Source organism: Janthinobacterium sp. GMG1 (assembly GCF_034427795.1).
Taxonomy (GTDB): Bacteria; Pseudomonadota; Gammaproteobacteria; order Burkholderiales; family Burkholderiaceae_D; genus Janthinobacterium.
On sequence record NZ_JAXQNT010000008.1, the window covers coordinates 30,552 to 52,907 of the forward strand.

Annotated in this window: 19 protein-coding genes; 10 read left to right on the forward strand and 9 right to left on the reverse strand. The window is 62.9% G+C overall.

From position 1 onward, the window contains the following. Positions 1-5: 5 nt before the first annotated feature. The 3 genes from SJI03_RS20425 to SJI03_RS20435 are packed head-to-tail and all read right to left on the reverse strand — an operon-like array spanning position 6 to position 1,980. The gene (locus tag SJI03_RS20425; protein WP_416208775.1) at positions 6-986 is read right to left on the reverse strand and encodes a diguanylate cyclase; all 981 of its coding nucleotides are present in this window, start codon (positions 984-986) and stop codon (positions 6-8) included. Beyond that, the gene (locus SJI03_RS20430; RefSeq protein WP_099379055.1) at positions 983-1,609 is read right to left on the reverse strand and encodes a chemotaxis protein CheC; all 627 of its coding nucleotides are present in this window, start codon (positions 1,607-1,609) and stop codon (positions 983-985) included. The genes SJI03_RS20425 and SJI03_RS20430 overlap by 4 nt, the downstream gene beginning before the upstream one ends. A 2-nt stretch (positions 1,610-1,611) precedes the next feature. Continuing rightward, positions 1,612-1,980 (reverse strand): response regulator, encoded by a 369-nt coding sequence (locus SJI03_RS20435; protein WP_322428369.1) that lies wholly within the window; start codon positions 1,978-1,980, stop codon positions 1,612-1,614. A gap of 206 nt (positions 1,981-2,186) precedes the next feature. On the opposite strand from SJI03_RS20435, the gene rpiA reads away from it, so the two are divergent. Next, the gene (rpiA, locus tag SJI03_RS20440; protein WP_322428370.1) at positions 2,187-2,864 is read left to right on the forward strand and encodes a ribose-5-phosphate isomerase RpiA; all 678 of its coding nucleotides are present in this window, start codon (positions 2,187-2,189) and stop codon (positions 2,862-2,864) included. A 36-nt stretch (positions 2,865-2,900) separates the two neighbouring features. Here the strand turns inward: rpiA and SJI03_RS20445 are convergent, their stop codons facing one another. Further along, entirely contained in the window at positions 2,901-3,425 is a 525-nt protein-coding gene (locus SJI03_RS20445; RefSeq protein WP_322428371.1) for a DUF6622 family protein, read from the reverse strand. A gap of 178 nt (positions 3,426-3,603) precedes the next feature. Beyond that, positions 3,604-3,876 (reverse strand): oxidative damage protection protein, encoded by a 273-nt coding sequence (locus tag SJI03_RS20450; protein WP_034750797.1) that lies wholly within the window; start codon positions 3,874-3,876, stop codon positions 3,604-3,606. 220 nt (positions 3,877-4,096) lie between these two features. On the opposite strand from SJI03_RS20450, the gene kdsA reads away from it, so the two are divergent. Beyond that, positions 4,097-4,942, forward strand: coding sequence for a 3-deoxy-8-phosphooctulonate synthase (gene kdsA, locus SJI03_RS20455; RefSeq protein ID WP_071322452.1), 846 nt, complete (start codon positions 4,097-4,099; stop codon positions 4,940-4,942). Between the two features lie 47 nt (positions 4,943-4,989). On the opposite strand, the gene argA is transcribed toward kdsA, so the two are convergent. Beyond that, positions 4,990-6,300 carry an amino-acid N-acetyltransferase gene (argA, locus tag SJI03_RS20460; protein ID WP_046685875.1) on the reverse strand — a complete coding sequence of 437 codons (1,311 nt, stop codon included), beginning with the start codon at positions 6,298-6,300 and terminating at the stop codon, positions 4,990-4,992. Positions 6,301-6,356: 56 nt separating this feature from the next. Here argA and hrpA point away from each other — a divergent pair, with 56 nt between their 5' ends. After that, positions 6,357-10,577: an ATP-dependent RNA helicase HrpA gene (hrpA, locus tag SJI03_RS20465; protein ID WP_322428372.1), complete on the forward strand. Its 4,221-nt coding sequence runs from the start codon at positions 6,357-6,359 to the stop codon at positions 10,575-10,577. 204 nt (positions 10,578-10,781) lie between these two features. Here the strand turns inward: hrpA and SJI03_RS20470 are convergent, their stop codons facing one another. After that, positions 10,782-11,369, reverse strand: a complete 588-nt coding sequence (locus SJI03_RS20470; RefSeq protein ID WP_099379061.1) for a PRC-barrel domain-containing protein — start codon at positions 11,367-11,369, stop codon at positions 10,782-10,784. Positions 11,370-11,767: 398 nt separating this feature from the next. On the opposite strand from SJI03_RS20470, the gene SJI03_RS20475 reads away from it, so the two are divergent. From SJI03_RS20475 to SJI03_RS20485, 3 genes are all read left to right on the forward strand, one after another. Continuing rightward, positions 11,768-12,973, forward strand: a complete 1,206-nt coding sequence (locus SJI03_RS20475) for a PHB depolymerase family esterase (RefSeq protein ID WP_322428373.1) — start codon at positions 11,768-11,770, stop codon at positions 12,971-12,973. A gap of 305 nt (positions 12,974-13,278) precedes the next feature. Further along, on the forward strand, positions 13,279-14,493 hold the full coding sequence (locus SJI03_RS20480; protein WP_322428374.1) for an MFS transporter: 1,215 nt from the start codon (positions 13,279-13,281) through the stop codon (positions 14,491-14,493). An 83-nt stretch (positions 14,494-14,576) separates the two neighbouring features. Continuing rightward, the gene (locus SJI03_RS20485; RefSeq protein WP_322428375.1) at positions 14,577-16,610 is read left to right on the forward strand and encodes a GNAT family N-acetyltransferase; all 2,034 of its coding nucleotides are present in this window, start codon (positions 14,577-14,579) and stop codon (positions 16,608-16,610) included. A gap of 52 nt (positions 16,611-16,662) precedes the next feature. Here SJI03_RS20485 and SJI03_RS20490 read toward each other — a convergent pair whose 3' ends face one another. After that, complete coding sequence (locus tag SJI03_RS20490) at positions 16,663-17,928, reverse strand: putative Na+/H+ antiporter (protein ID WP_322428376.1); 1,266 nt, start codon at positions 17,926-17,928, stop codon at positions 16,663-16,665. Between the two features lie 206 nt (positions 17,929-18,134). On the opposite strand from SJI03_RS20490, the gene imuA reads away from it, so the two are divergent. From imuA to SJI03_RS20510, 4 genes are all read left to right on the forward strand, one after another. Beyond that, positions 18,135-18,845: a translesion DNA synthesis-associated protein ImuA gene (gene imuA, locus SJI03_RS20495; RefSeq protein ID WP_322428377.1), complete on the forward strand. Its 711-nt coding sequence runs from the start codon at positions 18,135-18,137 to the stop codon at positions 18,843-18,845. Next, entirely contained in the window at positions 18,775-20,262 is a 1,488-nt protein-coding gene (locus SJI03_RS20500) for a DNA polymerase Y family protein (RefSeq protein ID WP_322428378.1), read from the forward strand. Before imuA ends, SJI03_RS20500 begins: the two co-directional genes overlap by 71 nt. A gap of 80 nt (positions 20,263-20,342) precedes the next feature. Beyond that, positions 20,343-21,047, forward strand: a complete 705-nt coding sequence (locus SJI03_RS20505; RefSeq protein WP_322428379.1) for a glutathione S-transferase N-terminal domain-containing protein — start codon at positions 20,343-20,345, stop codon at positions 21,045-21,047. A gap of 69 nt (positions 21,048-21,116) precedes the next feature. Then, complete coding sequence (locus SJI03_RS20510) at positions 21,117-21,875, forward strand: alpha/beta hydrolase (RefSeq protein WP_322428380.1); 759 nt, start codon at positions 21,117-21,119, stop codon at positions 21,873-21,875. Positions 21,876-21,951: 76 nt separating this feature from the next. Here SJI03_RS20510 and SJI03_RS20515 read toward each other — a convergent pair whose 3' ends face one another. Further along, positions 21,952-22,302 (reverse strand): hypothetical protein, encoded by a 351-nt coding sequence (locus tag SJI03_RS20515; RefSeq protein WP_035827997.1) that lies wholly within the window; start codon positions 22,300-22,302, stop codon positions 21,952-21,954. Positions 22,303-22,356 lie beyond the last annotated feature (54 nt).

Sequence of the window (22,356 nt, forward strand, 5' to 3'; positions counted from 1 at the left end):
TTTTTTTATAGCGGCTGCACCATCACGCGGTTGCGCCCGGCGCCCTTGGCCAGGTACAGGGCGCGGTCGGCGGCGCCGATCAGGGCGGAGATGGCCAGCGGCTGCTGCGGTTGCTGCGTGGCGATGCCGATGCTGACCGTGATGTGCTTGACCTCATTGCCCGTCTTGGCATGCGGAATGCGCAGGTCCGCCGCATGCTGGCGGATCGCCTCGGCCATGCGCAGCGCCTGCGCCGCGTCCGTGTCGGGCAGGATGGCGGCAAACTCTTCGCCGCCATAGCGGGCCAGCAAGTCGGTCGGGCGCTGCAGCATGGCGGCCAGTTCGGCCGCCACGCGGATCAGGCAATCGTCGCCCTGCTGGTGGCCGTAATGGTCGTTGTAATCCTTGAAATGGTCGATGTCGATCATCAGCAGCGACAGCGGGCTGCTGGTGCGCATGGCGCGCCGCATTTCCTTCTCGATCGCCACGTCGAAGTGGCGGCGGTTGGCGATGCCCGTCAAGCCGTCGGAAAAGGTTTGCGAGCGCAAGACCATGGTCTGTTCGCGCAGCAGCTTCTCGCGTCCCACGGCGATGGTGACATCATTGATCTGGATCAGGCAGTGGCGCGGCGAACCGGGTAAATTGATCGGCGTGACGGCGATGGCTTGCTGCATGCGTTCCTCGCCATCGCTGCCGCCCGTGGCCGCGCCATGCGTGTACAGCGCAAACGGCGCCTTGTGCAGGGTTTGCGACAGCAGCGACTGGAAATTGTCGCGCAGGGCCTGGGTGATGGCCGAATCGATGCGCTTGTGCCGCATCTCCGGGAAGACGGCGAAGAAATCCTGGCCCAGCACGGCGTTGGCCGGGTGGGCCGAGTGGCGCGCCATCCAGCGGTTCCACAGCACGATGCGGTGCTCCTCATCGAGCACGATGGCGCCCAGGTTCACGGCGCCGAGTATGCTCTCGAGCAGGGCGAGTCGGTGCAAGGCATCCGGCATGATCGTCACGCCTGTCCCAGCACCTTGGCCAGGTAGCGGCTGACTTGCTGTTTCAGATCGTGCAGGGCGGACAGGTCGAGCACGAAGGCCACATAGCCATGGATCTGGTGCTTGGACAGCACGAAGTCGATATGCAGCATCAGCACGACGGCCTCGTCATCCTGGCCGCCGAACGAGGACAGGATTTCCGCGCTGGTGCCCACGTGGTACAGGGGCAACGAACCGTGCAGTTCGCTGTCGAACAGGTTGGCCAGGGTCCCCACGCAGGAGTTGAGGATGATGTTGCCGATCTCGCTCATCGCCTCCTGTTCCATCTCCGTCAGTTCCTGCAGCGGCATGGCGTCGCCCACCATCAGGCGCACGATTTCCAGGCTCTTGTCTTCCGGGAACATCAGGATGGCTTCGGTGGCAAACGCGCCATCGTAATGCTGGCTGACGCCGCAGATGCGTTCGCCATCCTTCTTGCTGCCCAGCAAGGCGGCCGCGTCGGCACGGTTCAGGAAGGTGATCGACGGCACCGACATGGTGACTTCTTCATTCACGATCTCGCTCATGGCCGCCGCCGCGTGGCCCACCCCGATGTTGAATATCTCTACCAGGGCGTCGTTCTCTAGTTCGGAGAGATTGATCATGCTCACAGTCCCAGTGATTCGATCAGCTGGTGGATGCGCGTTTCCGTGATCGGTTTTTCCATGAAGCCGACTTTCATTTCGCTGGCGCGGTTGCGGGTGGCGTTCTGCACATTGGCCGTGACGAGAATGATGTGCGTCTGCGGGCACAGCGCGCGCAATTGCTCCGCGGCCGCGATGCCGCCCATGCCGGGCATGTTGACATCCAGTAGTATCAGCACAGGGGTGACGGTCTTGACTTTTTCCAGGGCTTCCTCACCCGTCGCAGCCTCAATCACTTGCCAGTCGGCGTGTTTGCTGAGGATGAATTGATGCGACATCAAACGTGAAACCCGGCTGTCATCGACAACAAGTACCTGTTTACTGTGATTCATGTGCTATTCCTGAAACGTCATATCGGTGTATCGTTCCATTTTCGCATATTTTAGAGGGCATAGAGTGTAATTGGGTGCGCAATTGCCCTAGGGCAAGGTTTTCCCGTTTAGCTGTTGTATCGCGTCATCTCGTCGGTCATGATGGCCGGTTGGCCAGGCTGGCAATCCGTTAAAATAGCGCCATTCCTCACTTTAGCCTGAATGCCATGACCCAAGACGAATTGAAACAAGCCGTAGCCCGTGCCGCCATCGCCTATGTGGTGGAGGGTGAAATCATCGGTGTCGGCACCGGTTCCACCGCCAACTTTTTCATCGATGAACTGGCCAAGATCAAGGACAGCATCAAGGGCACGGTCGCGTCGTCCGAAGCGACGGCCGCGCGCCTGGCAGGCCATGGCATTCCCGTCTTCGACCTGAACGATGTCGAGTCGATCGCCGTCTACATCGACGGCGCCGATGAAATCACGGCCAGCGGCGCCATGATCAAGGGCGGCGGCGCTGCATTGACGCGTGAAAAGATTGTTGCTTCCGTAGCGAAACAGTTCGTCTGCATCGCCGACGGCTCCAAGCTCGTCGATACCCTGGGTGCCTTCCCGCTGCCGGTGGAAGTGGTGCCGATGGCCCGCGCCGCCGTCTCGCGCCAGCTGGCCGCGCTGGGCGGCACGCCCCGTTTGCGCCTGAAGGCCGGCAGCACGGAAGCGTTCATTACCGACAATGGTGGCGAAATCATCGACGTGCAGGGCTTGCAGATCGCCGACCCGGTGGCGCTGGAACAGCAGATCAACCAGATCGTCGGCGTCATCGCCGTTGGCCTGTTCGCCGTGCGCGGCGCGAATGTCTGCCTGCTGGGCATGCCGGAAGGCGTGCGTACTCTGGCATATTAAGGTGATAGCCGGTGCTTGCCGGCTTCCACACCTGTCTTACACGGCGGCCCCTTGCGGGCCGCTTGTCATATGTGCCTGGCGGTACACGGCCACGGTGCGCAGCAAGCCGCCGAGGAAGATGCCGCTGAAGCAGCCATAGGCGAGGCAGACGGGCATCATGAAGCCGGGCGCATGGGCATAGGCCGGGGCGATGGCCAGGGTCACGGCGACCGCATATTTCATGCAGAAAATGCTCATCATCAGGACCAGCGGTACCCAGCTGCCGGGACGCTGCACGCTGCCCCGCGCGGGAATGGCCACGATGGCGTCTGTCCTGGTCAACGACCATGCCAGCACCGCGCCGGCCAGGGCGCCTGCTGCCCAGGCGAACGGCGCCACACCGGCCAGGCCGAAGCTGCCATGTACGCCGCTCAGCGACAGGGCCAGCATGACCAGGGGAATGATGCACAGCTTGCGCAAAGTCACTTCGCGTGCGCGGCTGGCCAGCACGCCCCGGTACACGAGAAAGCCCAGGATGGCCCAGACGTAGAGGGGAGTGTGGCTGAAGATTTGCTGCAACATGGTGTCCGCCTTGGAATGAGGTTGTCGATGGACGTACTGTGCCAGCGGGCGGCGTGGGCGGCGAGCGGTGTGCGACGAAACGGGGAGGCAGTGCCGTGAAACGGCGGGGGAGGGCGTGAAACGCAGGTGCAGCGAAGGTGAAACTGCCCGTGACGTGGTCACGGGCAAGCGGTAACACTTATTCCGTTGGCGGCACGTAACCCATGGCCGCATCGGCGCCATCGCCGAAGAAATGTTTTTCCATCTGCGTGGCCAGGTATTTGCGGGCGCGCGCGTCGGCCAGGTTCAGCCGGTTCTCATTGACCAGCATGGTCTGGTGCTTGAGCCAGGCAGCCCACGCTTCCTTCGACACGGATTCGTAAATTTTCTTGCCCAGTTCGCCCGGGTACGGCGGGAAATCCAGTCCTTCGGCTTCCTTGTTGAGTTTGATGCAGTGGATCGTGCGGGCCATCTGTGCTCCTGAATCAGTGTAGAGATAAAGCGTGATTATAAGGCACTTTGCGCCTGTCCTCGCGGGGCCGTCGCGGCCTGGCGACACGCCGTTTGCCGTGCCCTTGCGCTGGATCAAATTTGATCTGCGCCGCCCTAGCTAGTAAGATGCCTTATCGCGCCAGCCGCTGGCTGCGCCTCTTCCAACCCAGTAGTAACAATTAACCAATATGGAATCCCCTATGGCCTCAGTGAAAGTCAATGGCATCGATGTCAGCAATGAAGGCAGCTTTGTGCTGTTTGGCGGCATTAATGTGCTCGAATCGCGTGATCTTGCCATGCGCGCCTGCGAAGAATATGTGCGCGTGACGCAAAAACTGGGCATTCCCTATGTGTTCAAGGCCAGTTTCGACAAAGCCAACCGCTCCTCGATCCATTCCTATCGCGGTCCGGGCCTGGAAGAAGGCATGCGCATCTTCCAGGACGTCAAGGCGGCGTTCGGCGTGCCCGTGATCACCGACGTGCATGAGCCATGGCAGGCGCAGCAGGTGGCCGAAGTGGTCGACGTGCTGCAATTGCCCGCCTTCCTGGCGCGCCAGACGGACCTCGTCGTGGCCCTGGCGAAAACCGGTAAAGTGATCAACATCAAGAAGCCGCAATTCCTCAGCCCTGGCCAGATGGCCAATATCGTCGAAAAATTCAAGGAAGCGGGCAATGATCAATTGATCCTGTGCGACCGCGGCACCTGCCTCGGCTACGACAACCTGGTGGTCGACATGCTGGGCTTTGGCGTCATGAAGAAAACCTGCGACGACCTGCCCATCATCTTCGACGTCACGCATGCGCTGCAGCAGCGCGACCCCGGCGGCGCCGCGTCGGGCGGCCGCCGCCAGCAGGTGGCGGACCTGGCCCGCGCCGGCCTGGCCGTCGGCATTGCCGGCCTGTTCCTGGAAGCCCATCCTGATCCCGACAACGCCCGCTGCGACGGCCCCAGCGCCTTGCCGCTGGACCAGCTGGAGCCATTCCTGGCGCAATTGAAGGCGCTCGATGACCTGGTCAAATCGTTTGCGCCGCTGAATATCAAGTAATGATATTTTAGTAAGGAAAAAGCCCGGCATGCCGGGCTTTTTCAGTTTTAGAGTGTCTTGATCAACACTTGGGATTTGCGCTGCCAGTTATACATATGCTGGCGGTCCTTCGGCAAATCGTCGACGGTGGCCGGCACGAAGCCGCGTTTCTTGAACCAGTGCGAGGTACGCGTGGTCAGCACGAACAGCTTGTTCAGGCCGGCGGCGCGCGCGCGGTTTTCCATGTGTTTCAGGATGCGCTCGCCGTCGCCCTGGGCTTGCACTTCCGGGTTGACCGTCAGGCATGCCATTTCCGCCATCTTTTGCGCAGGGAAAGGGTACAGGGCGGCGCAGCCGAAGATCACGCCATCGTGCTCGATGACGGAGAAATAATCGATTTCCCGCTCGATCAGCTCGCGGCCCCGCTTTACCAATGTGCCGTCCGCTTCCAGCGGTTCGATCAGCTTGATGATGCCGCCCACGTCTTCGATGGTGGCCTGGCGCAAGCTTTCCAGATTTTCATGGCTGATCATGGTGCCCACGCCATCATGGGTAAACAATTCCAGCAGGGCCGAACCATCCATCGAGAAGGGCACGATGTGCGAGCGCTCGACGCCGTTGTGGCATGCCTTGACGCAATGTTTCAGGTAAAACGCCGTGGCGTCCGGCAAGAAGCCCGCCATCAGTACGGCTTCGGCCTGGTGCGACGACAGTTCGCGGATTTCCACGCCCGTGGCGTCTTCCATCATCGGTGTTTCGGTAATGAAAATCAGCTTGTCCGCATGCAGGGCGATGGCGGCGCTGCAGGCCACGTCTTCCATGGTCAGGTTGAATGCTTCGCCGGTCGGCGAAAAGCCCAGCGGCGACAGCAGCACCAGGCCGTCCGAACCGAGGATGGAATGGATGGTTTCGGCGTCGACCTTGCGCGTGATGCCCGTCAGTTCCAGGTCCACGCCATCGATCACGCCCAGCGGGCGCGCCGTGATGAAGTTGCCGGAAATGATACGGATGGCTGCATGCGACATGGGCGTGTTCGGCAAGCCCTGGCTGAACGCGGCCTCGATATCGAGGCGCAGCTCGCCGGCGGCTTCCTTCGCGCATTCCAGCGCGGCGATGTCGGTGATGCGCACGCCATTGTGGAAGCGGCCTTCGACGTTACGCAAGGCCAGTTGTTCCGCCACCTGCGGCCGCGAGCCGTAGACGACGGTGACATTGATGTCCAGCGCATGCAGCAGGGACAAATCATGGGCCAGCACCTGCAGCGCCCCGGCGCTGACGAGTTCACCGGGGAAGGCGACCACGAAGGTCTTGCCGCGAAAGGCGTGGATGTAGGGCGCGACGGAGCGCAGCCATTGGACGAATTGGGTAGGGTTTTCCATTAAGCGCATTATAATTCGCTGCGCGATGTGCGCGCTTAAAATACCTGTAAAAAACAATGTCTTCAGCCAGCAATAAGTCTTCCCCTCCTTCCAACGTTGCAAATGTGCCCGCCAGCGGGGATGTTTCCGCGCCTGCAGGCACGCCTGCGCAGGGCCGCCAGCGCCCGCCCGTGAGCCAGCAAAGGCCGCAGGCGCCGCGCGCGGAGCAGCCGAAAGTACAACAGCGGCAGCAACAGCAGCAGCGATCGGCAGAGGGCAAGCCCCAGGCCGCGCGCCCGCCGCGCGAGGGGCAGGAAAGCCGCGAGAGCCGTGACGCAGCCCGCGCCGCGCGCGAGGCGGAAAAGGCCTTCCGCAATCCGCTGCCGCCGATTACGTATCCGGAAGACTTGCCCGTCTCGGGCCGGCGCGCGGAAATCGCCAAGGCCCTGATGGAAAACCAGGTCATCATCGTCTCGGGCGAGACGGGTTCCGGCAAGACGACGCAGTTGCCGAAGATTTGCCTGGAACTGGGACGGGGCCAGAAGGGCATGATCGGCCACACGCAGCCGCGGCGCATCGCCGCCTCGTCGACGGCCAAGCGCATCGCGCAGGAACTGGGCACGCCGCTGGGCGAAACCGTGGGCTTCAAGGTGCGCTTTACCGATACCCTGAGCCGTGGCGCGTCCGTCAAGCTGATGACGGACGGTATCTTGCTGGCCGAGACGCAGACCGACCCGTTGTTGAAAAACTACGACACCATCATCATCGATGAAGCGCACGAACGCAGCCTGAACATCGATTTCCTGCTTGGCTACCTGAAACAGCTGCTGCCGCGCCGGCCTGACCTGAAAATCATCATCACCTCGGCCACCATCGATGCGGAACGCTTCTCGCGCCATTTCGGCACGCCGGAAAAGCCGGCGCCCGTGATCGAAGTGTCGGGCCGCCTGTACCAGGTGGAAGTGCGCTACCGTCCCGTCGAGCGCGAGCAGGTGGCCATGCCTGGTTCGGGCGCGAACGCCGACAAGCCGGGCCAGCGCACGGCCGCAGCGCGCGAAAAGCGCGACCTGATGGATGCCGTCGTCGATGGCGTGGAGGAACTGTGCCGCATCGGCTCGGGCGACGTGCTGGTGTTCTTGCCGGGCGAACGCGAAATCCGCGACTGCGCCGAAGCGCTGCGCAAGCACCATCCGCCGCATGTGGAAATCCTGCCCCTGTTCGCCCGCCTGTCGGCCGAGGAGCAGGAGCGCGTCTTCAAAACCAGCAATGCGCGCCGCATCGTGCTGGCCACCAATGTGGCGGAAACCTCGCTGACCGTGCCCGGCATCCGCTACGTGGTCGACGCGGGTCTGGCGCGCGTGAAACGCTACAGCTACCGCAATAAAGTGGAGCAATTGCAGGTCGAGCCGATTGCCCAGTCCGCCGCCAACCAGCGCGCCGGGCGTTGCGGCCGCGTGGCCGATGGCGTCTGCATCCGTTTGTACGAAGAGCAGGATTATTTGCTGCGCCCGAAATTCACGGAGCCGGAAATCCTGCGCTCCTCGCTGGCGGCCGTCATCCTGCGCATGAAATCCCTACACCTGACGGACGTGGAAACCTTCCCCTTCATCGAGCCGCCGCTGGCGCGCGCGGTGGCCGATGGTTATCAATTGCTGCAGGAACTCGGTGCCGTCGATGAGGTCAATCAACTCACGCCGCTGGGCAACAAGCTGGCCAAGCTGCCGCTCGACCCGCGCGTGGGCCGCATGATCCTGGCCGCGCTCGATAACGCGTGTTTGACGGAAGTGCTGATCGTCGCCTCGGCCCTGTCCGTGCAGGATCCGCGCGACCGCCCGATGGAACACCAGCAGGCGGCTGACGAGGCGCACAAGAAGTTTGCCGATGAAAAGTCGGAATTCCTCAGCTACCTGAAAATCTGGCGCTGGTTCGAATCGGCCATCGAGCACAAGAAAACCAACCGCCAGTTGCAGGATAATTGCCGCACGAATTTCCTGTCGCAGATGCGCTTGCGCGAATGGCGCGACGTGCATTCGCAGCTGTTGACCATCGTCAAGGAGCAGGGCTGGCGCCTGAACGAAGCGCCGGCCACCTACGATAACCTGCACATGGCTTTGCTGACCGGCTTGCTGGGCAATATCGGTTTCAAGGGCGAGGACGAGCCGGGCGCGGGCTACCTGGGCGCGCGCGGCATCAAGTTTCATATCTGGCCCGGTTCCTCGCTGCTGAAAAAGCCGGGCAAGTGGATCATGGCGGCCGAGCTGGTCGACACGACGCGCCTGTACGCGCGCTGCGTGGCGCAGATCCAGCCCGAGTGGCTGGAAAAGGTCGGCGAGCATTTGCTGAAGAAATCGTGGGGCGAACCGCGCTGGGAAAAACGCTCGGCGCAGGTGACGGCATCCGAACGGGCGACCTTATATGGCCTGGTGGTGTACAGCCAACGCCGCATCAACTACGGCAATTTCAACTTGCCGGAAGCGCGCGAAATCTTCATCCGCGACGCGCTCGTCGGCGGCGACTTCGACACGCGCGCGCCGTTCTTTGCGCACAACCATAAATTGATCAAGGACATTGAAAACCTCGAACACAAGTCACGCCGCCTGGACGTGCTGGTCGACGATGAACTGATCGCCGCTTTCTACGATAAATTGGTGCCGGCGGACGTGTGCAATGGCGCCGGTTTCGAGAAATGGCATAAAGAGGCCACGCGCGAAAACCCGAAGCTGCTGTATCTGAACCGCGAAGAGCTGATGCGCCACGAGGCGGCCGGCGTGACGACGGACCTGTTCCCGAAAACCATGTCCGTGACGGGCCTGGAAATGGGCCTGACCTATCACTTCGAGCCGGGCAGCGTGCGCGATGGCGTGACCTTGAGCGTGCCCCTGTATGCGCTGAACCAGTTGCCGCGCGAGCGCTGCGAATGGCTGGTGCCGGGCATGCTGAAGGAAAAAGTGCATCTGCTATTAAAATCGTTGCCGCAAAAGCTGCGCCGCCACTGCGTGCCGCTGCCCGACTATGCGGCCAAGTTCTGCGAGCGCGTGCATGCAGCGGGCGTGTTTGGCCGCGGTGACCTGATCGACGCCATCATTCTCGACATCCGCACGCAGATCACCATCAATGTGCTGACGACGGATTTCAAACCGGAAACCCTGCCTGCCCATCACTTCATGAATTTCAAGGTGATCGATGAGCACGGCCGTCAGCTGGACATGGGCCGCAACCTGGCCACCCTGCAAGCGGAATTCGGCGGCCAGGCGCGCCAGAGCTTCCAGAAACTGGCCGAAGTGTCGGGCGTGTCCGGTACGGGCACGCCCGGTGCCAAGGTGGCGGGCGCGCAAGTGGCGTCGCGGCTGCAAGCGCAGGGCGCCAGCGCGGCAGCAGGCAAGGGCGGTGCGCCAGCCAAGGGCGCAGCCGCTGCCGCGCCGGCATCGCCGAATGCCACCGTCTCGCAACACATGGGCTTGACGGCCTGGACCTTCGGCGAATTGCCGGAATTGCTCGAAATCGTGCAAGGCAAGCTGACCCTGATCGGCTTCCCCGCCCTGGTCGACAAGGGCACGCATTGCGACCTGGAAGTGTTTGATGATCCGACCGTGGCCGCCCGCACGCATAAAATCGGTTTGCGTCGTTTGTTCGCGCTGCAAATGAAGGAGCAGATCAAATACGTCGAGAAAAGCATTCCCGGCCTGCAGCAGATGGGCATGCAATTCATGGCCCTCGGTTCGCAGGAAGAGCTGCGCGAGCAAATCATCAACAAGGCGCTCGACATCGCCTGCCTGCAAGATCCGCTGCCGCTGGACGCCGCCTCGTTTGCCAAGCGCCAGACGGAGGGCAAGTCGCGGTTGGTTCTGTTGGTGAATGAAATTGCCCGCCTGCTGTCGCAAGTGCTGACGGAATTCCACGGCTTGCCGAAGCGGCTACAAAATATTCCCGCAGCGGCGGCCACCGATATCCAGGCGCAGCTGCAGGGCCTCGTGCATAAACGTTTCCTGACGGAAAACGAGTACACGCAGCTGGCGCATTTCCCCCGCTATTTGAAGGCGATCAATGTGCGCCTGGAAAAACTGCGGGCCGACCCCGCGCGCGATATCAAGCTGATGGCCGAATGGCAATCGGCCGCCGCGCCGTATCTGCGCCAGACCAAGGACCGCCAGGCTGGCAAGAACACGGACCCGAAACTGGTCGACTTCCGCTGGATGCTGGAAGAGCTGCGCGTGTCGCTGTTTGCGCAGGAATTACGGACGCCGATGCCGGTGTCTGCCAAGCGCCTGCAGAAAGTATGGGAGTCGATGCAACGGTGATGGCACCTCTATAAACCTACTGCGCAGCTCACTATCGCGTCGGCGTTGCTCACCGGCTCGGCGCCCCCGTACAGAGTACGGTTGCGCTACTCAACGCGATATTGAACTTGCTCGCTATGGTTTCTAGAGGCGCCTTGACGCTAACGATGGGCAGCAACATGCTCCGCTAATCCATCCTACCCGACCTACGTTCCACCTGATCTCTCAAGTGCGCTTGTTGAGATCATCATCATCGCCGAGCGCTGAGCGCGAGCCGCCCTGGCTGCTGCCCGTGCCGGCGCGGCTGCCGCTCATGGAGGTGCCGGACAGGCTGCCTTCGCTGCCCGCTTGCAGGCTGGCGCCGCTGCGCAGGTCGCTGCCGGATGGCATGCGGCTACCTGCCATGGCGCCGCTGCCGTAGCGCGTGCCGCTGCCATAGAACGCTTCCATCTGCAGGTTCCACGCTTCACTGCCCATGTCGGGCCAGTTGTTCTTGTCGAAACCGGGGGCATCCTTCAGCAGGTCCTTGTCGACGTTGAGCAGGAAGCGCTTGTTGACGGTGTCCAGGGTCAGGCGCTCCCAGGGCACGGCAAACAGCTTGTCGCCCATGCCCAGCATGCCGCCGAAGGACAGCACGGCATAGGCGATCTGGCCGGTGCGCATGTCGAGCATGATTTCCTTGATGTCGCCCAGTTCCTCGTCGTTGTGATTGTAGACATCGTCCCCGATCAGGGTATCTGCCCCCATCAGGGCCGGCCCCGGGCCGTCGTGGTTGCGGTACATGCCCAGGATATCGCGATCCAGATAGCTCATGGTGTTCTCTCCTCGTGTGAAGTGCTGATCAAACATCCAGAGTAAGCATACGCACCAGGTCGCGCTTGATCTGCCTCAATGGTGCTAAGTAACCCCCAATAAATTATTATGATTTCTGACTTCCATAACCGGCGCTCTGCGGCGTTGCCCGCTGCTAGCAGTGCTCGCACTGCGTCGCAGTGGGCGCCTTGCATAGCATCCGGTTCTGTTCGTCATAAATTCACAATAATTTCCTGAGGATTACTTAGCGGCACTTTATCGGTGTGCAACCGTACGGTGTGGTCAGCCAATTGCGGTACTCTATGCGTTCTACGGAGGAGGCCGCACATGCTGACGATGCAACGATGCAGAGGGATGAACTTGCGGTACGCTCCACTACGACACGCGCGCCGCTTGTCATGGTAAAGCCCGCCACCAAGTGGCTGCGTGGGCTTTTGCGCGCCGGCAAGGCGCAGCAGCGCACTGCCACCAAGCTGGCGAAGGTGCTGTTCGGCCCCGTGCCGGCCAAGCCCAAGGCTAAATCCAAACCCCGTGGCAAGACCGTGGTCAAGGCCGTGGTCAAGACCAGGCCGCCGCCGCGCGCCAGGCCTGCCAGCGGCGCCGTGCCCGCCCTGGCACCCTTTGCCACGCCCCTGTCGCCACCGCGCGTGCGCAAGCGAACGGCGCCCCCGCCGGGCAAGTGGCTGGCCGCCCACTATGCACCGTTGCCTGAACTCGGTCAGTTGCCGGGCCGGCGCCTGCCATATTTCCTGTACTTGCCCGAGAAGGCGCCAAGCGCCGCCATGCGCAGCCGGGGCCGGCCGCTGTTGGTGATGCTGCATGGCTGCGAACAGAGCGCCACGCAGTTTGCCGAAGGCACGCGCATGAACCGCCTGGCCGAACGCAAGGGCTATGCCGTGCTGTATCCGCAGCAATCGCTGCGTTCGCATGCGCGTCGTTGCTGGAAGTGGTACGACAAGCTGACGCAGGAGGGTGGCGGCGACGTGCGCCTGATCGTCGGCGCCATCGAGCAGGTGGCGGCCCGCTATGCGATCGACCGCGCGCGCATCTATATCTGCGGCATTTCCGCCGGCGCCGGCATGGCGCATATCGTGGCCCTGAACCATCCCCATCTGTTTGCCGCGCTGGGCCTGCATTCCGGGCCCGTGTTTGGCGCCGGGCATAACCTGATCGGCGCGCTGGGCGTGATGCAGCATGGCGCCAGCGCCCGTGCCGACGCGGCCATCGATGAAGTGCTGGCGCGCCAGCCCGCGTTTCCCCGCCTGCCCACCATCCTGCTGCAAGGGCTGGCCGACAAGGTGGTGCGTCCCATTAACCAGACGCAGCTGGTGCGCCAGAGCGTGCGCGTCAACCGCTTGCCGGTTGATACCGTGGTGACGGCGCAGCGTTTGCCTGGCGGCGCGGCGGGCGGACGCAATCCGGCCCATGCGTATGGGCTGCACGATTATCAGGTGGGCAAGGATGTGCTGCTGCGCGTGGCGCAGGTCGAGCACCTCGAGCACGCGTGGAGCGGCGGCGACGCCAGTCTGCCATTCAACGACAAGGCCAAGCCCGACGCCAGCAAGATGCTGCTCGATTTCTTCGCCAGCCACCGCCGCCGGTAAGCCAGCGTGCTGCGCGCCGCAACGGTGCGCAGGTACTGGTACGCATCGTTTTCCTTTCTCCCGTACGGCTGCTGCCGCGCGCCGGCACGCTGGCGGTGCCCTTTCCAGCGCAGATTCCAAATGCCGCAGCACCATGAATTTTGTAAAGTGGTATTGTTGCGGTATTTAAAAATAACAAAATCAGGCGCTAAAAATACTAATTGGTATACAATTGGTACACGTTTTCAGTGTGATCCGTGTCTGCCGTCCCATGCCCCGACGACTGGCATGCACTGACGGCAGCCACCCACGTTACGGAACGCGCCATGTCCATCAAGTCCAAACAGTTGCTGTGGTTTTTTGCGTTTTTTCTCGTCTTTGAACTGAATATTTATTTGTCGAACGACATGATCATGCCGGCCATGCTGGGTATCGTCGGCGAGTTCCAGGCAGAGGAAAAATTCGTCCCCTTGTCCCTGAGCCTGTATCTGCTGGGCGGCAGCTCGCTGCAGATTTTCCTGGGGCCGCTGGCCGACACCATCGGCAAGCGCAAGCTGGTGTTGACTGGCAATACCTTGTTCCTGCTGGCCACCTTGGCCGTGCCATTTTCCGCCTCGATCGAGCAATTTCTCGCCGCGCGTTTCATCCAGGGCATGGGCTGCTGTTTCATCTTCGTCGGCTATGCCATGATCCATGAACTGTTCGACGACATGGCGGCCGTCAAGCTCAGCAGCATCCTGTCGAGCACCACCATCCTCGCGCCCCTGGCCGGCCCCATCCTCGGCAGCGCCATCATCAGCCGGCTGGACTGGCGCTACGTCTTTTTCCTCTCGGGCCTGCTGGCGCTGCTGTCCCTGCTGGGCCTGTGCAAGACCATGCCGCGCGCGGCGCCCAAGGTCACGCGCCTGGACCTGGCCGCCATCGTGCGCAGCTATGTCGCCATTTTCAGCAACGGGCGCTTCATGTTCGGCATGTTCACGGCCGGGCTGGCCACCGTGCCCCTGACGGCCTGGATCGGCTTTTCGCCCCTCTTCGTGCTGCAGGAAATGGGCGCGTCCTACGCCACGTATATCGCCCTGCAATGCGTGATTTTGTCCGGTTTCGTTCTCAGCAGCATCGCCATCCAGCGTTTGCGCCAGGATTTCCCGCTCGTGTCCCTGCTGCGCCTGGGCGGGCTGATCGCGGCCGCCGGCATGCTGGGCGCCGGCGCGGGTCGCCATCACGTCGACGTGTTTGCCGCCTGCATGTTTGTCTATTCCATCGGCTTCGGCCTGTTCAACGGCGCCCTGATCCGCAGCGCGATTACGGCCAGCAAGGAATCGATGACACTCACGACGGCCGCGATGAGCTTGCTTTACTGCATTTATCTGTCCGCCTGGCTGCAGCTGTACAACGTGCTGTGCCAGCGCTTCGGCTATGCGCTGGAAACGTATGCGCTGCTCAATATCCCCGTCATCGTGGTCATCGCCGCCTGCCTGCTGCTGTTTGCGCGGGGTATGGCGGGGCGCCGGGAAAGCGAGGTGCTGCTGGCCCGGCACTGATGGCGCAGCGATGCGCATGTTGTCGACCTTGTTTTACCTCCTGCGAAGTTCATTGACACTCTCCTGCGGAAAATGGTGCGCCCATGAAAATAGATGACCTGGCCTCGAAACACGATCAAGCAAAGATTTTCAACCTGGAATACGAGTTTCGCATCAACCGGCTGAAACTCGATTACATCACCCTGGCCGATGTCCGGCCCCCCGGCATTGATCTGGAACGACTGGCCGTGGAGCACCAGGCGGGCATCGCGGCCCTGCGCAGCTTTGTCGCCCTGAACTTCAACCATTTCAATGCGGCAAGCTGTTCCTCGCTCAGCTGCATCCCCACGCGCGCGCTGGGTGACGACGAGCGCTACCTGCACCGCATCTGGATGGGCGGACCATTGCCGGACATCGCCTGTGAGGCGATCGGGCAGTGGGGCGCGGCGCTCGACGACGTGCGCTACAACGGCGGCGCGCCGTACGTCTCCATTCTGTGGGTGTGGGATGCGCAGCAGCTGCGCGATGACGAGCGCTTCAGCCCCACGGGCGGCACCGGGCGCTACACGATAGGCCGCTACGCCATCGGCGGCACGACCCTGCATATCAACTCGCTGCGCGCGCTGGCGCTCGATTTCGCGCCGGCCCGCTTCGATATCCTCGATACCCTGCATACGCAGCGCTACTTCGCCACCTTGTCCGATTATTTTCGCATCCTCATCATGTGCGAATACGGCGGCATGTATATGGATGTCGATACGATCCCGCACAATCCGGCGACGATTTTCCTGATGAAGCCGGAAGTGCCCGATTATTTCCAGCGCAACGCCGATGACAGCGAAGAGCGCCGGCATGTCAGCTGGATGAATTTGTTTCTCGATGAAACGGGCATGCTGATCGCCAAGAAGAACGATGCCGCGTTGCGCGTGATCCAGCGCAATGTGAACCTCGCGTATGCGGGCATCGCTGCGCAGATTCCCCGTTCCTGCCCGCAATTCGAGGCGCAGCTGTTTGGCCAGTTCTATGCCGAATGGAAGAAAAACCTGGGCGTGACCCTGCTCAGCCATGCCGAGTTCTACCAGCGCTATTGCGTGCTGTATGACGGCGCGCGCGAAGCGGTGGCGGGCGGCATCCGCGGCATGCGCTTGCTGGACGATATCATTACCGACATGCACATCCCCTTGAGCGACGAGGAGCGGCGCGCATATGCGCGCTGCGTGGCGCGGCTCGATGAAATCGCTTGGCAGCTCGACGATCCTTTGAGCCTCGTCAATATCGTCGACGTGTTCGATATCGAGGAAGTGCCGCGCATGGCGTATGCTGCCCAGTTGCGGGCGGACATCGACCACTTTCACTATTACTCGGTGCTGTCGGACGACCCGCAGCTCGACCGCGTGAATGCCGTCTTTTGCCGTTACCTGCTGGCCCACCGCTCGCAGCAGATTGCCGCCGGCAACTTCTGGCGCCCGACCGTGGGCCGCCACGGCAGCCGCATGCCGGCCACCAGCGATGCCGCCCCGCCAGGTGACGAGGCGCAGGCGGGCCTGCTGTCGCATGCGCCGCTCACACTGGTGGCGGGAGAACTGCTGGGCGACGAGGCGAAGAACCGCATGGCCAAATTGCTGTTTGCCACCAGTTACCTGGAATACTGTTCCTTTGGGAATAAATTGAATCTGCAGTTAGTCGAACTGCAGCGGCGGCAAAATATCGATCCGTATCTGGCGCACATCCACGGCTTGCATGACGAGGACGGGCGTTTCATCGGCTTTTTCACGGCCGCGACGATGGACGAGTTCCAGGCCTGCGGCGCCGTCTCGTATTACCGCGATGACATGAAGGCGCTTGACGATGCGTATGACGCCTTCGTGCTCGCGCATGCGCGCGCCGACGACTGTTTCGTCAGCAGCCTGGCCATCGACGAGAAATACCGGGGCCAGGGCTTGTTTCGGCAAATGTTCCATGAAATCCGCGACCTGGCCAGCCGCAAGGGCTGTGAGCGCATCACTTTGACGGTGTGGGAAAAGAGCGAAGCGCTGCAAGTGTATCTGCACAAGGGTTTTCGCAGCGTGGGCACGTTCGATTATGCCTACAGCCTGTTCTATGACCGGCTGCATTTTTTGGTGTATGAAGGTAACTGAGGAGGGCAATTGAGGGAAACAGGGGCGGCCGGCAGCCGCCCCGCGATGCAGCTTACAACGCCAGGAAGGCCAGGCCCGCCACGGCCGTTGGCAGCAGCGCGCCGGCCAGCAGGCCGACGGCGCCGATCGATTCATCCTTGAAACCGCGGCGCAGCAGGGCCACGCCGGCCGGGTTCGGCGCGTTGGCGATGACGGTCAGGCCGCCGCCGGCCACGGCGCCAGCCATCAGCATGTATTTTGCTTCGTCCGTCATGCCGACGATCAGCGAACCGAGGTAAGTGAGGGCCGCATTGTCGGTAATGGCCGTCAAGCCCAGGGCGCCGAAGAACAGGGCCAGCGGCTTCAGGCTGGAAACGATGGGCTGCAGCCACCATTGCTGCATGCCGCCCAGTACCACCAGGCCGCCGAGGAAGAAGCCGACCAGCAAGCCTTCCTTGAGGATCAGCGGGCTTTGATAGCGCTCATACGCCTGCACGAAGCCGAGGAAGAACAGGAACAGGCCGATGAACAGCACGGGATGGTGCGCCAGGGTGACCACGCCGGCCAGCACGATCATGTGCACCAGGCTGACGGCCAGCGGCACTTTCGGCGCTTCCACTTCACCGGCTTTCGGCTTGATGTCGGAAGTGTTGCTGTGCAGATATTTGCGCAGCAAGATGCTCACGCCCGTGGCGTTGATCAGCACGGCGATGGCGGCCTTCCAGCCGAAATGGCTGGCCATGAAGGCGCTATCCCAGTTCCACGTGGTGGCCACCATCAGCACGGGCGGCGCTGCGTACGAGGTGAGGGTGCCGCCGATGGAAACATTGACAAACAGCACGCCCAACGCGCCGTATTTCAGCCATTCGGGGATGCCCGGGCGGAAGATTTGCGGCGCCAGCATCAGCGCGGCCAGGGTCATGGCGGCCGGTTCCGTGATCAATGAGCCCGTCAGGGGCACGAGCGCCAGGCCCAGCCAGACGAGGGCCAGTTCCGTGCGCAGCGGCATCACGCGCGCCACGCTTTTCAACAGGCGCTGCACGGCGTCGAGCACGGGGCGCGAGGCGGCCACGACCATGACGACAAAGACGAACAGCGGCTCCGTGTAATGGCGCGACTCGGCATACTCGATGGCCGCATCGCCGCCCGAGACAAAGGCCATGATGATGATCAAGATAAAGGCCCAGAAGCCGAACACGACTTCCACTTCACCCAGCAAATGCAGCAGGCCCGCATGGCGGGGATGGCGCCTCGATAATGTTTCAAACGACTTGGCGGCGAAGGTGTGGATGAGCGCAAGGCCGAAGACGATGGCGCTGATGATTTGGATGGTGGTCAAATGCGTTTCCTTATGGACGGAGGAAGCCGCCCGGTGCATTGCCGAGCGGTAAGGAGAGTGCTTATGGTACAGCAATCGATGCCAGAAACGGGGTTTTTCGGACATGGCGGAGCGGCCTCCGGGCAGGCGCTGCGCAGATAAGCCTTGCCAAAAGCAGGACCGGATAGTACTGTATATGCATACAGTATTCATCTTCATATTCAATTATGCAACATTCTCAATTGATGGCCTCGCCGGAAGCCTTGCACCCGTCCTTATGGCGCGCATCGCAGCTGGGGCAGGGCGCCACGCGCTGCCTGGACACGGGCTTTGCCGCCCTGTCCGCGCAGTTGCCCGGCGGCGGCTGGCCCAGCGGCAGCCTCATCGATCTGCTGGTGCAGCAGCCAGGTAGCGGCGAATTGCGCTTGCTGGCGCCCGCGCTGGCGCAGCTGCCGGGCTTGCCTATCGTGCTGCTGCAGCCGCCCCATCCGCCGCAGGCGCTGGCCCTGGCGGCGCAGGGACTGGCGCCGTCGCAGCTGCTGTGGCTCAAGAGCGCCGGCAGCAAGGATGCCCTGTGGGCGGCGGAAAACATCTTGCGCAGCGGTAGTTGCGGCGCCTTGCTGTTCTGGCAGCCGCACGTGCGCGCCGACAGCCTGCGCCGCCTGCACCTGGCTGCGCAAGGAGGCAATACCCTGTTCTGCATGCTGCGCCCCTTGCACGGCGCGCAGGATGCGTCGCCGGCGCCGCTGCGCCTGTCCGTGCGCCCGGCCGCCGGCGGCATCGAGATCGGCTTCATCAAACGCCGGGGACCGCAGCGCGACGCGCCCCTGTTCCTGCCCCTGCAACCTCCTTCATTATTGCCACGCCATGCGACTCTGGATCGGCCTGTGCCTGCCCCGGCTTCCGCTCGAAGTATTTTGCCCGCGCTGGTCGGCTGACAGCCTTGGCGTGGTGCTGGAGCAGGAGCAAGTGATGGCCCTGTCGCCGCTGGCGCGGGCGGCCGGTATCCGGCCGGGCATGCGCCGCGCCGGCGCGCTGATGCTGGCGCCGCAGGCGCGCCTGCACGAGCGCTCGCTTGAACTGGAAGCGCAGGCGCTGCAGGCGGTGGCGCTGGCGCTGCTGCAATACTCGCCGCTGGTGGCGCAGGGCGAGGAAGCGACCCTGCTGGTCGATGCGGGCGCCAGCCTGCGCCTGTTTGGTGGCGTGCGCGCCCTGTGCCGGCAGATCGCGGCCAGCTTGCGCGCGCTCGGCTACACGGCCCAGCTGTCGTGCGCCCCCACGGCGCGCGGCGCCTGGCTGCTGGCGCGCGCCGGCACGCGCCGGGGCCGCGTGCTGGGCATGGCCAGCCTGGTGCGCCGTCTCGACGGCCTGCCGTGCGCCTTGCTGCCGCCCGCGCGCGCCTATCTGGACTGGTTCGAGGGCATCGGCTGCCGCACCCTGGGGCAGTTGCGCCACTTGCCGCGGCCCGGCTTGCAGCGCCGCTGCGGCGGGGCCTTGCTGGACATGCTCGACGACGCGCATGGCCACAGCACGGAACTGTTCGTATGGCTCGAAGCGCCGCCCACGTTCCGCGCCAGCCTGGAATTGTTCGACCGCGTGGAGCACGCCGACGCGCTGCTGTTCGGCGCGCGCCGGCTGCTGCAGCAAATGACGGGCTGGTTGTGCGCGCGGCAATTTTCCGTCGAGCGCATACAGTTGCTGCTGGCGCACGAGCGGGGCAGGGTGGCGCGTCCGCCCACCGTCATCGACCTGGCGCTGGGCGAGGCCGTCTGGCGCGACGAGCACCTGGTGCGCCTGCTCAAGGAGCGCCTGGCGCAGCTGGTGCTGGACGCGCCCGTGATCGGCCTTACTCTGGAAGCGCTGCAGGTGCAGCCGATGGCGCCGCCCAGCGATACCCTGTTCCCCGAACCGGGCGGTACGCCGCAGGAGCGCCAGCGCTTGCTGGAATTGCTGGTGGCGCGCCTGGGGAGCGACAATGTCTTGCAGGCCGCGCCGCGCGCCGATTACCGTCCCGAGGCGGCCAACCAGTGGCTGCCGTTGCCGGCCAAGCCAGGCGGCAGGAACACGGTGCCCGACTTGCCGCCCGGCTTGTCCGGCATGCCCCGTCCCGGCTGGCTGCTGGCCCAGCCTATCGCCCTGCTGATGCGCGAGCACCGGCCGTTCTATGGCTCGCCCCTGAAAATGGTGTCTGTCGCCGAGCGCATCGAGGCAGGCTGGTGGGGCCAGTCGCAGGCGCGCGATTATTTCATCGCCGAAGGCCTCGACCACGCCCATTACTGGGTCTACCGCGAACGCATCGCAGGCAGCGGAGAAGACGCCGCGCCGCGCTGGTTTTTGCATGGCTTGTTTGGCTGAATGCGCTGTCCTGCTGAAACTGCCATGCTTGGCTATACTTGCTCTCTTGCCCCGCGTCAACCATCTCAATAAGGATTCCCATGTCCCAACTTTCCGACTTCCTCATCACCCAAAAATGGCCTGCCCGGCATCCGGAACGCCTGCAGCTGTACTCGCTGCCGACGCCGAACGGCATCAAGGTTTCCATCCTGCTGGAAGAGCTGGGCCTGGCGTACGAGCCGCACCTGGTCAGCTTCGAACAAAATGACCAGCTGTCGCCCGCCTTCCTGTCGCTCAATCCGAACAACAAGATTCCCGCCATCCTCGACCCGGACGGTCCCGATGGCAAGCCGCTGGCCCTGTTCGAGTCGGGCGCCATCCTGCTGTACCTGGCCGAGAAAACGGGCAAGTTCATCCCGCAGGACGCGGGCTTGCGCTATGAAACGATCCAATGGCTGATGTTCCAGATGGGCGGTATCGGCCCCATGTTTGGCCAGGTGGGCTTCTTCCACAAATTTGCCGGCAAGGACTATGAGGACAAGCGGCCGCTGGAACGCTATATCGGCGAGGCCAAGCGCCTGCTGAGCGTGCTCGAGCAGCGCCTGCAGGGCCGCGACTGGATCATGGGTAGTCAGTACACGATTGCCGACATCGCCATCTTCCCGTGGGTGCGCTGCCTGGTGGGTTTCTATGGCGCAGGCGATCTCGTCGGTTTCAGCAGCTTCCCGAATGTGCAGCGCGCGCTGGACGCGTTTCTGGCCAGGCCAGCCGTCATCAAGGGTGTCGACATCCCATCGCGTGGCTAAAACAGCTGTGGCCGGCCGGCGCTACAATGCGTCATCGGCCGCCCTGTGCGGCAGCTTTGATCTGAGACAATGAAATCCACCCGGCAAGATTTTCCCGGTGCGCACGGCCATGTGCTGGCAGCGCGCCTCGATGCGCCCGACGGCGCCATCCGCGCCTACGCGCTGTTCGCCCACTGTTTTACCTGCGGCAAGGACGTGCTGGCCGCGCGGCGTATCGCGCAAGGTTTGACGCAGCACGGCATCGCCGTGCTGCGCTTCGACTTCACGGGACTGGGCGCCAGCGAGGGCGAGTTCGCCGCCACCAATTTCTCGTCGAATGTGGACGACCTGGTCGCCGCCGCCGATTTCCTGCGTGCAAAACATGCGGCCCCGCAATTGCTGATCGGCCATAGCCTGGGCGGCGCCGCCGTGCTGGCTGCCGCGTCGCAAGTGCCGGAAGCGATCGCCATCGCCACCCTGGCCGCCCCGAGCACGCCCGCCTACGTGACGCGCATGTTCAGCGCGCACCTGGAGCAGATCGCCGCGGAAGGCGAGGCGCTGGTGCAGCTGGAAGGGCGGCCCTTCCGCATCCGCCAGCAATTCGTCGACGACGCGGGCAGCCACAGTTTAAAAGAGCACATCGCCGGCCTGCGCCGCGCCCTGCTGGTGATGCACGCACCGAACGACACGACGGTGAGCCTGTCGAACGCGATGGAGATCTTTACGGCAGCCAAGCACCCGAAAAGCTTCGTTTCGCTCGACGATGCCGACCATTTATTGACGGGGCGCGATGACGCCGCCTATGTCGCTAATGTGATTGCCGCCTGGAGCGCGCGTTATATCAACTAAGCTGAACTAAGCGGTCGCCCATGAAAAACGCCGTACCGGCAAGATGCGGGTACGGCGCAGATGGGGAGAAAACGGCTTAGTCCTCGTCGAATTCTGCCGAAAGATCCTTCCAGCCTTTACTGATTGCAAAGGCGGAAAATTCCTCGGGCGCTTCCAGGACGATCAGTTTCTTGTCTTGCAGGCCAAGGTCGCCATGACCGAAGTCGGGGCCCACGTAGCCGAGGCTGCGCAGGCGGGCCAGGATGTGGCCGACCAGGGTCTTGTCCTTGTAGGCGCCCGCTTCGAGCGGGGCGGCGAAATCGACGTAGACGTCGATGATGCCGTAGCCTTCGTCGAAGATGCGGATGGCCTTGATGTCGTGGGCACGGCCGGAGCCGTCGGTGGCCTTGAAGGGGCCGCTGAGCTGGATGTCGGTGTCATTATTCATGCCGCCAGCATACACCAAAAGCCGGCACCGCATGGGGGACGCCATGCAAAATCC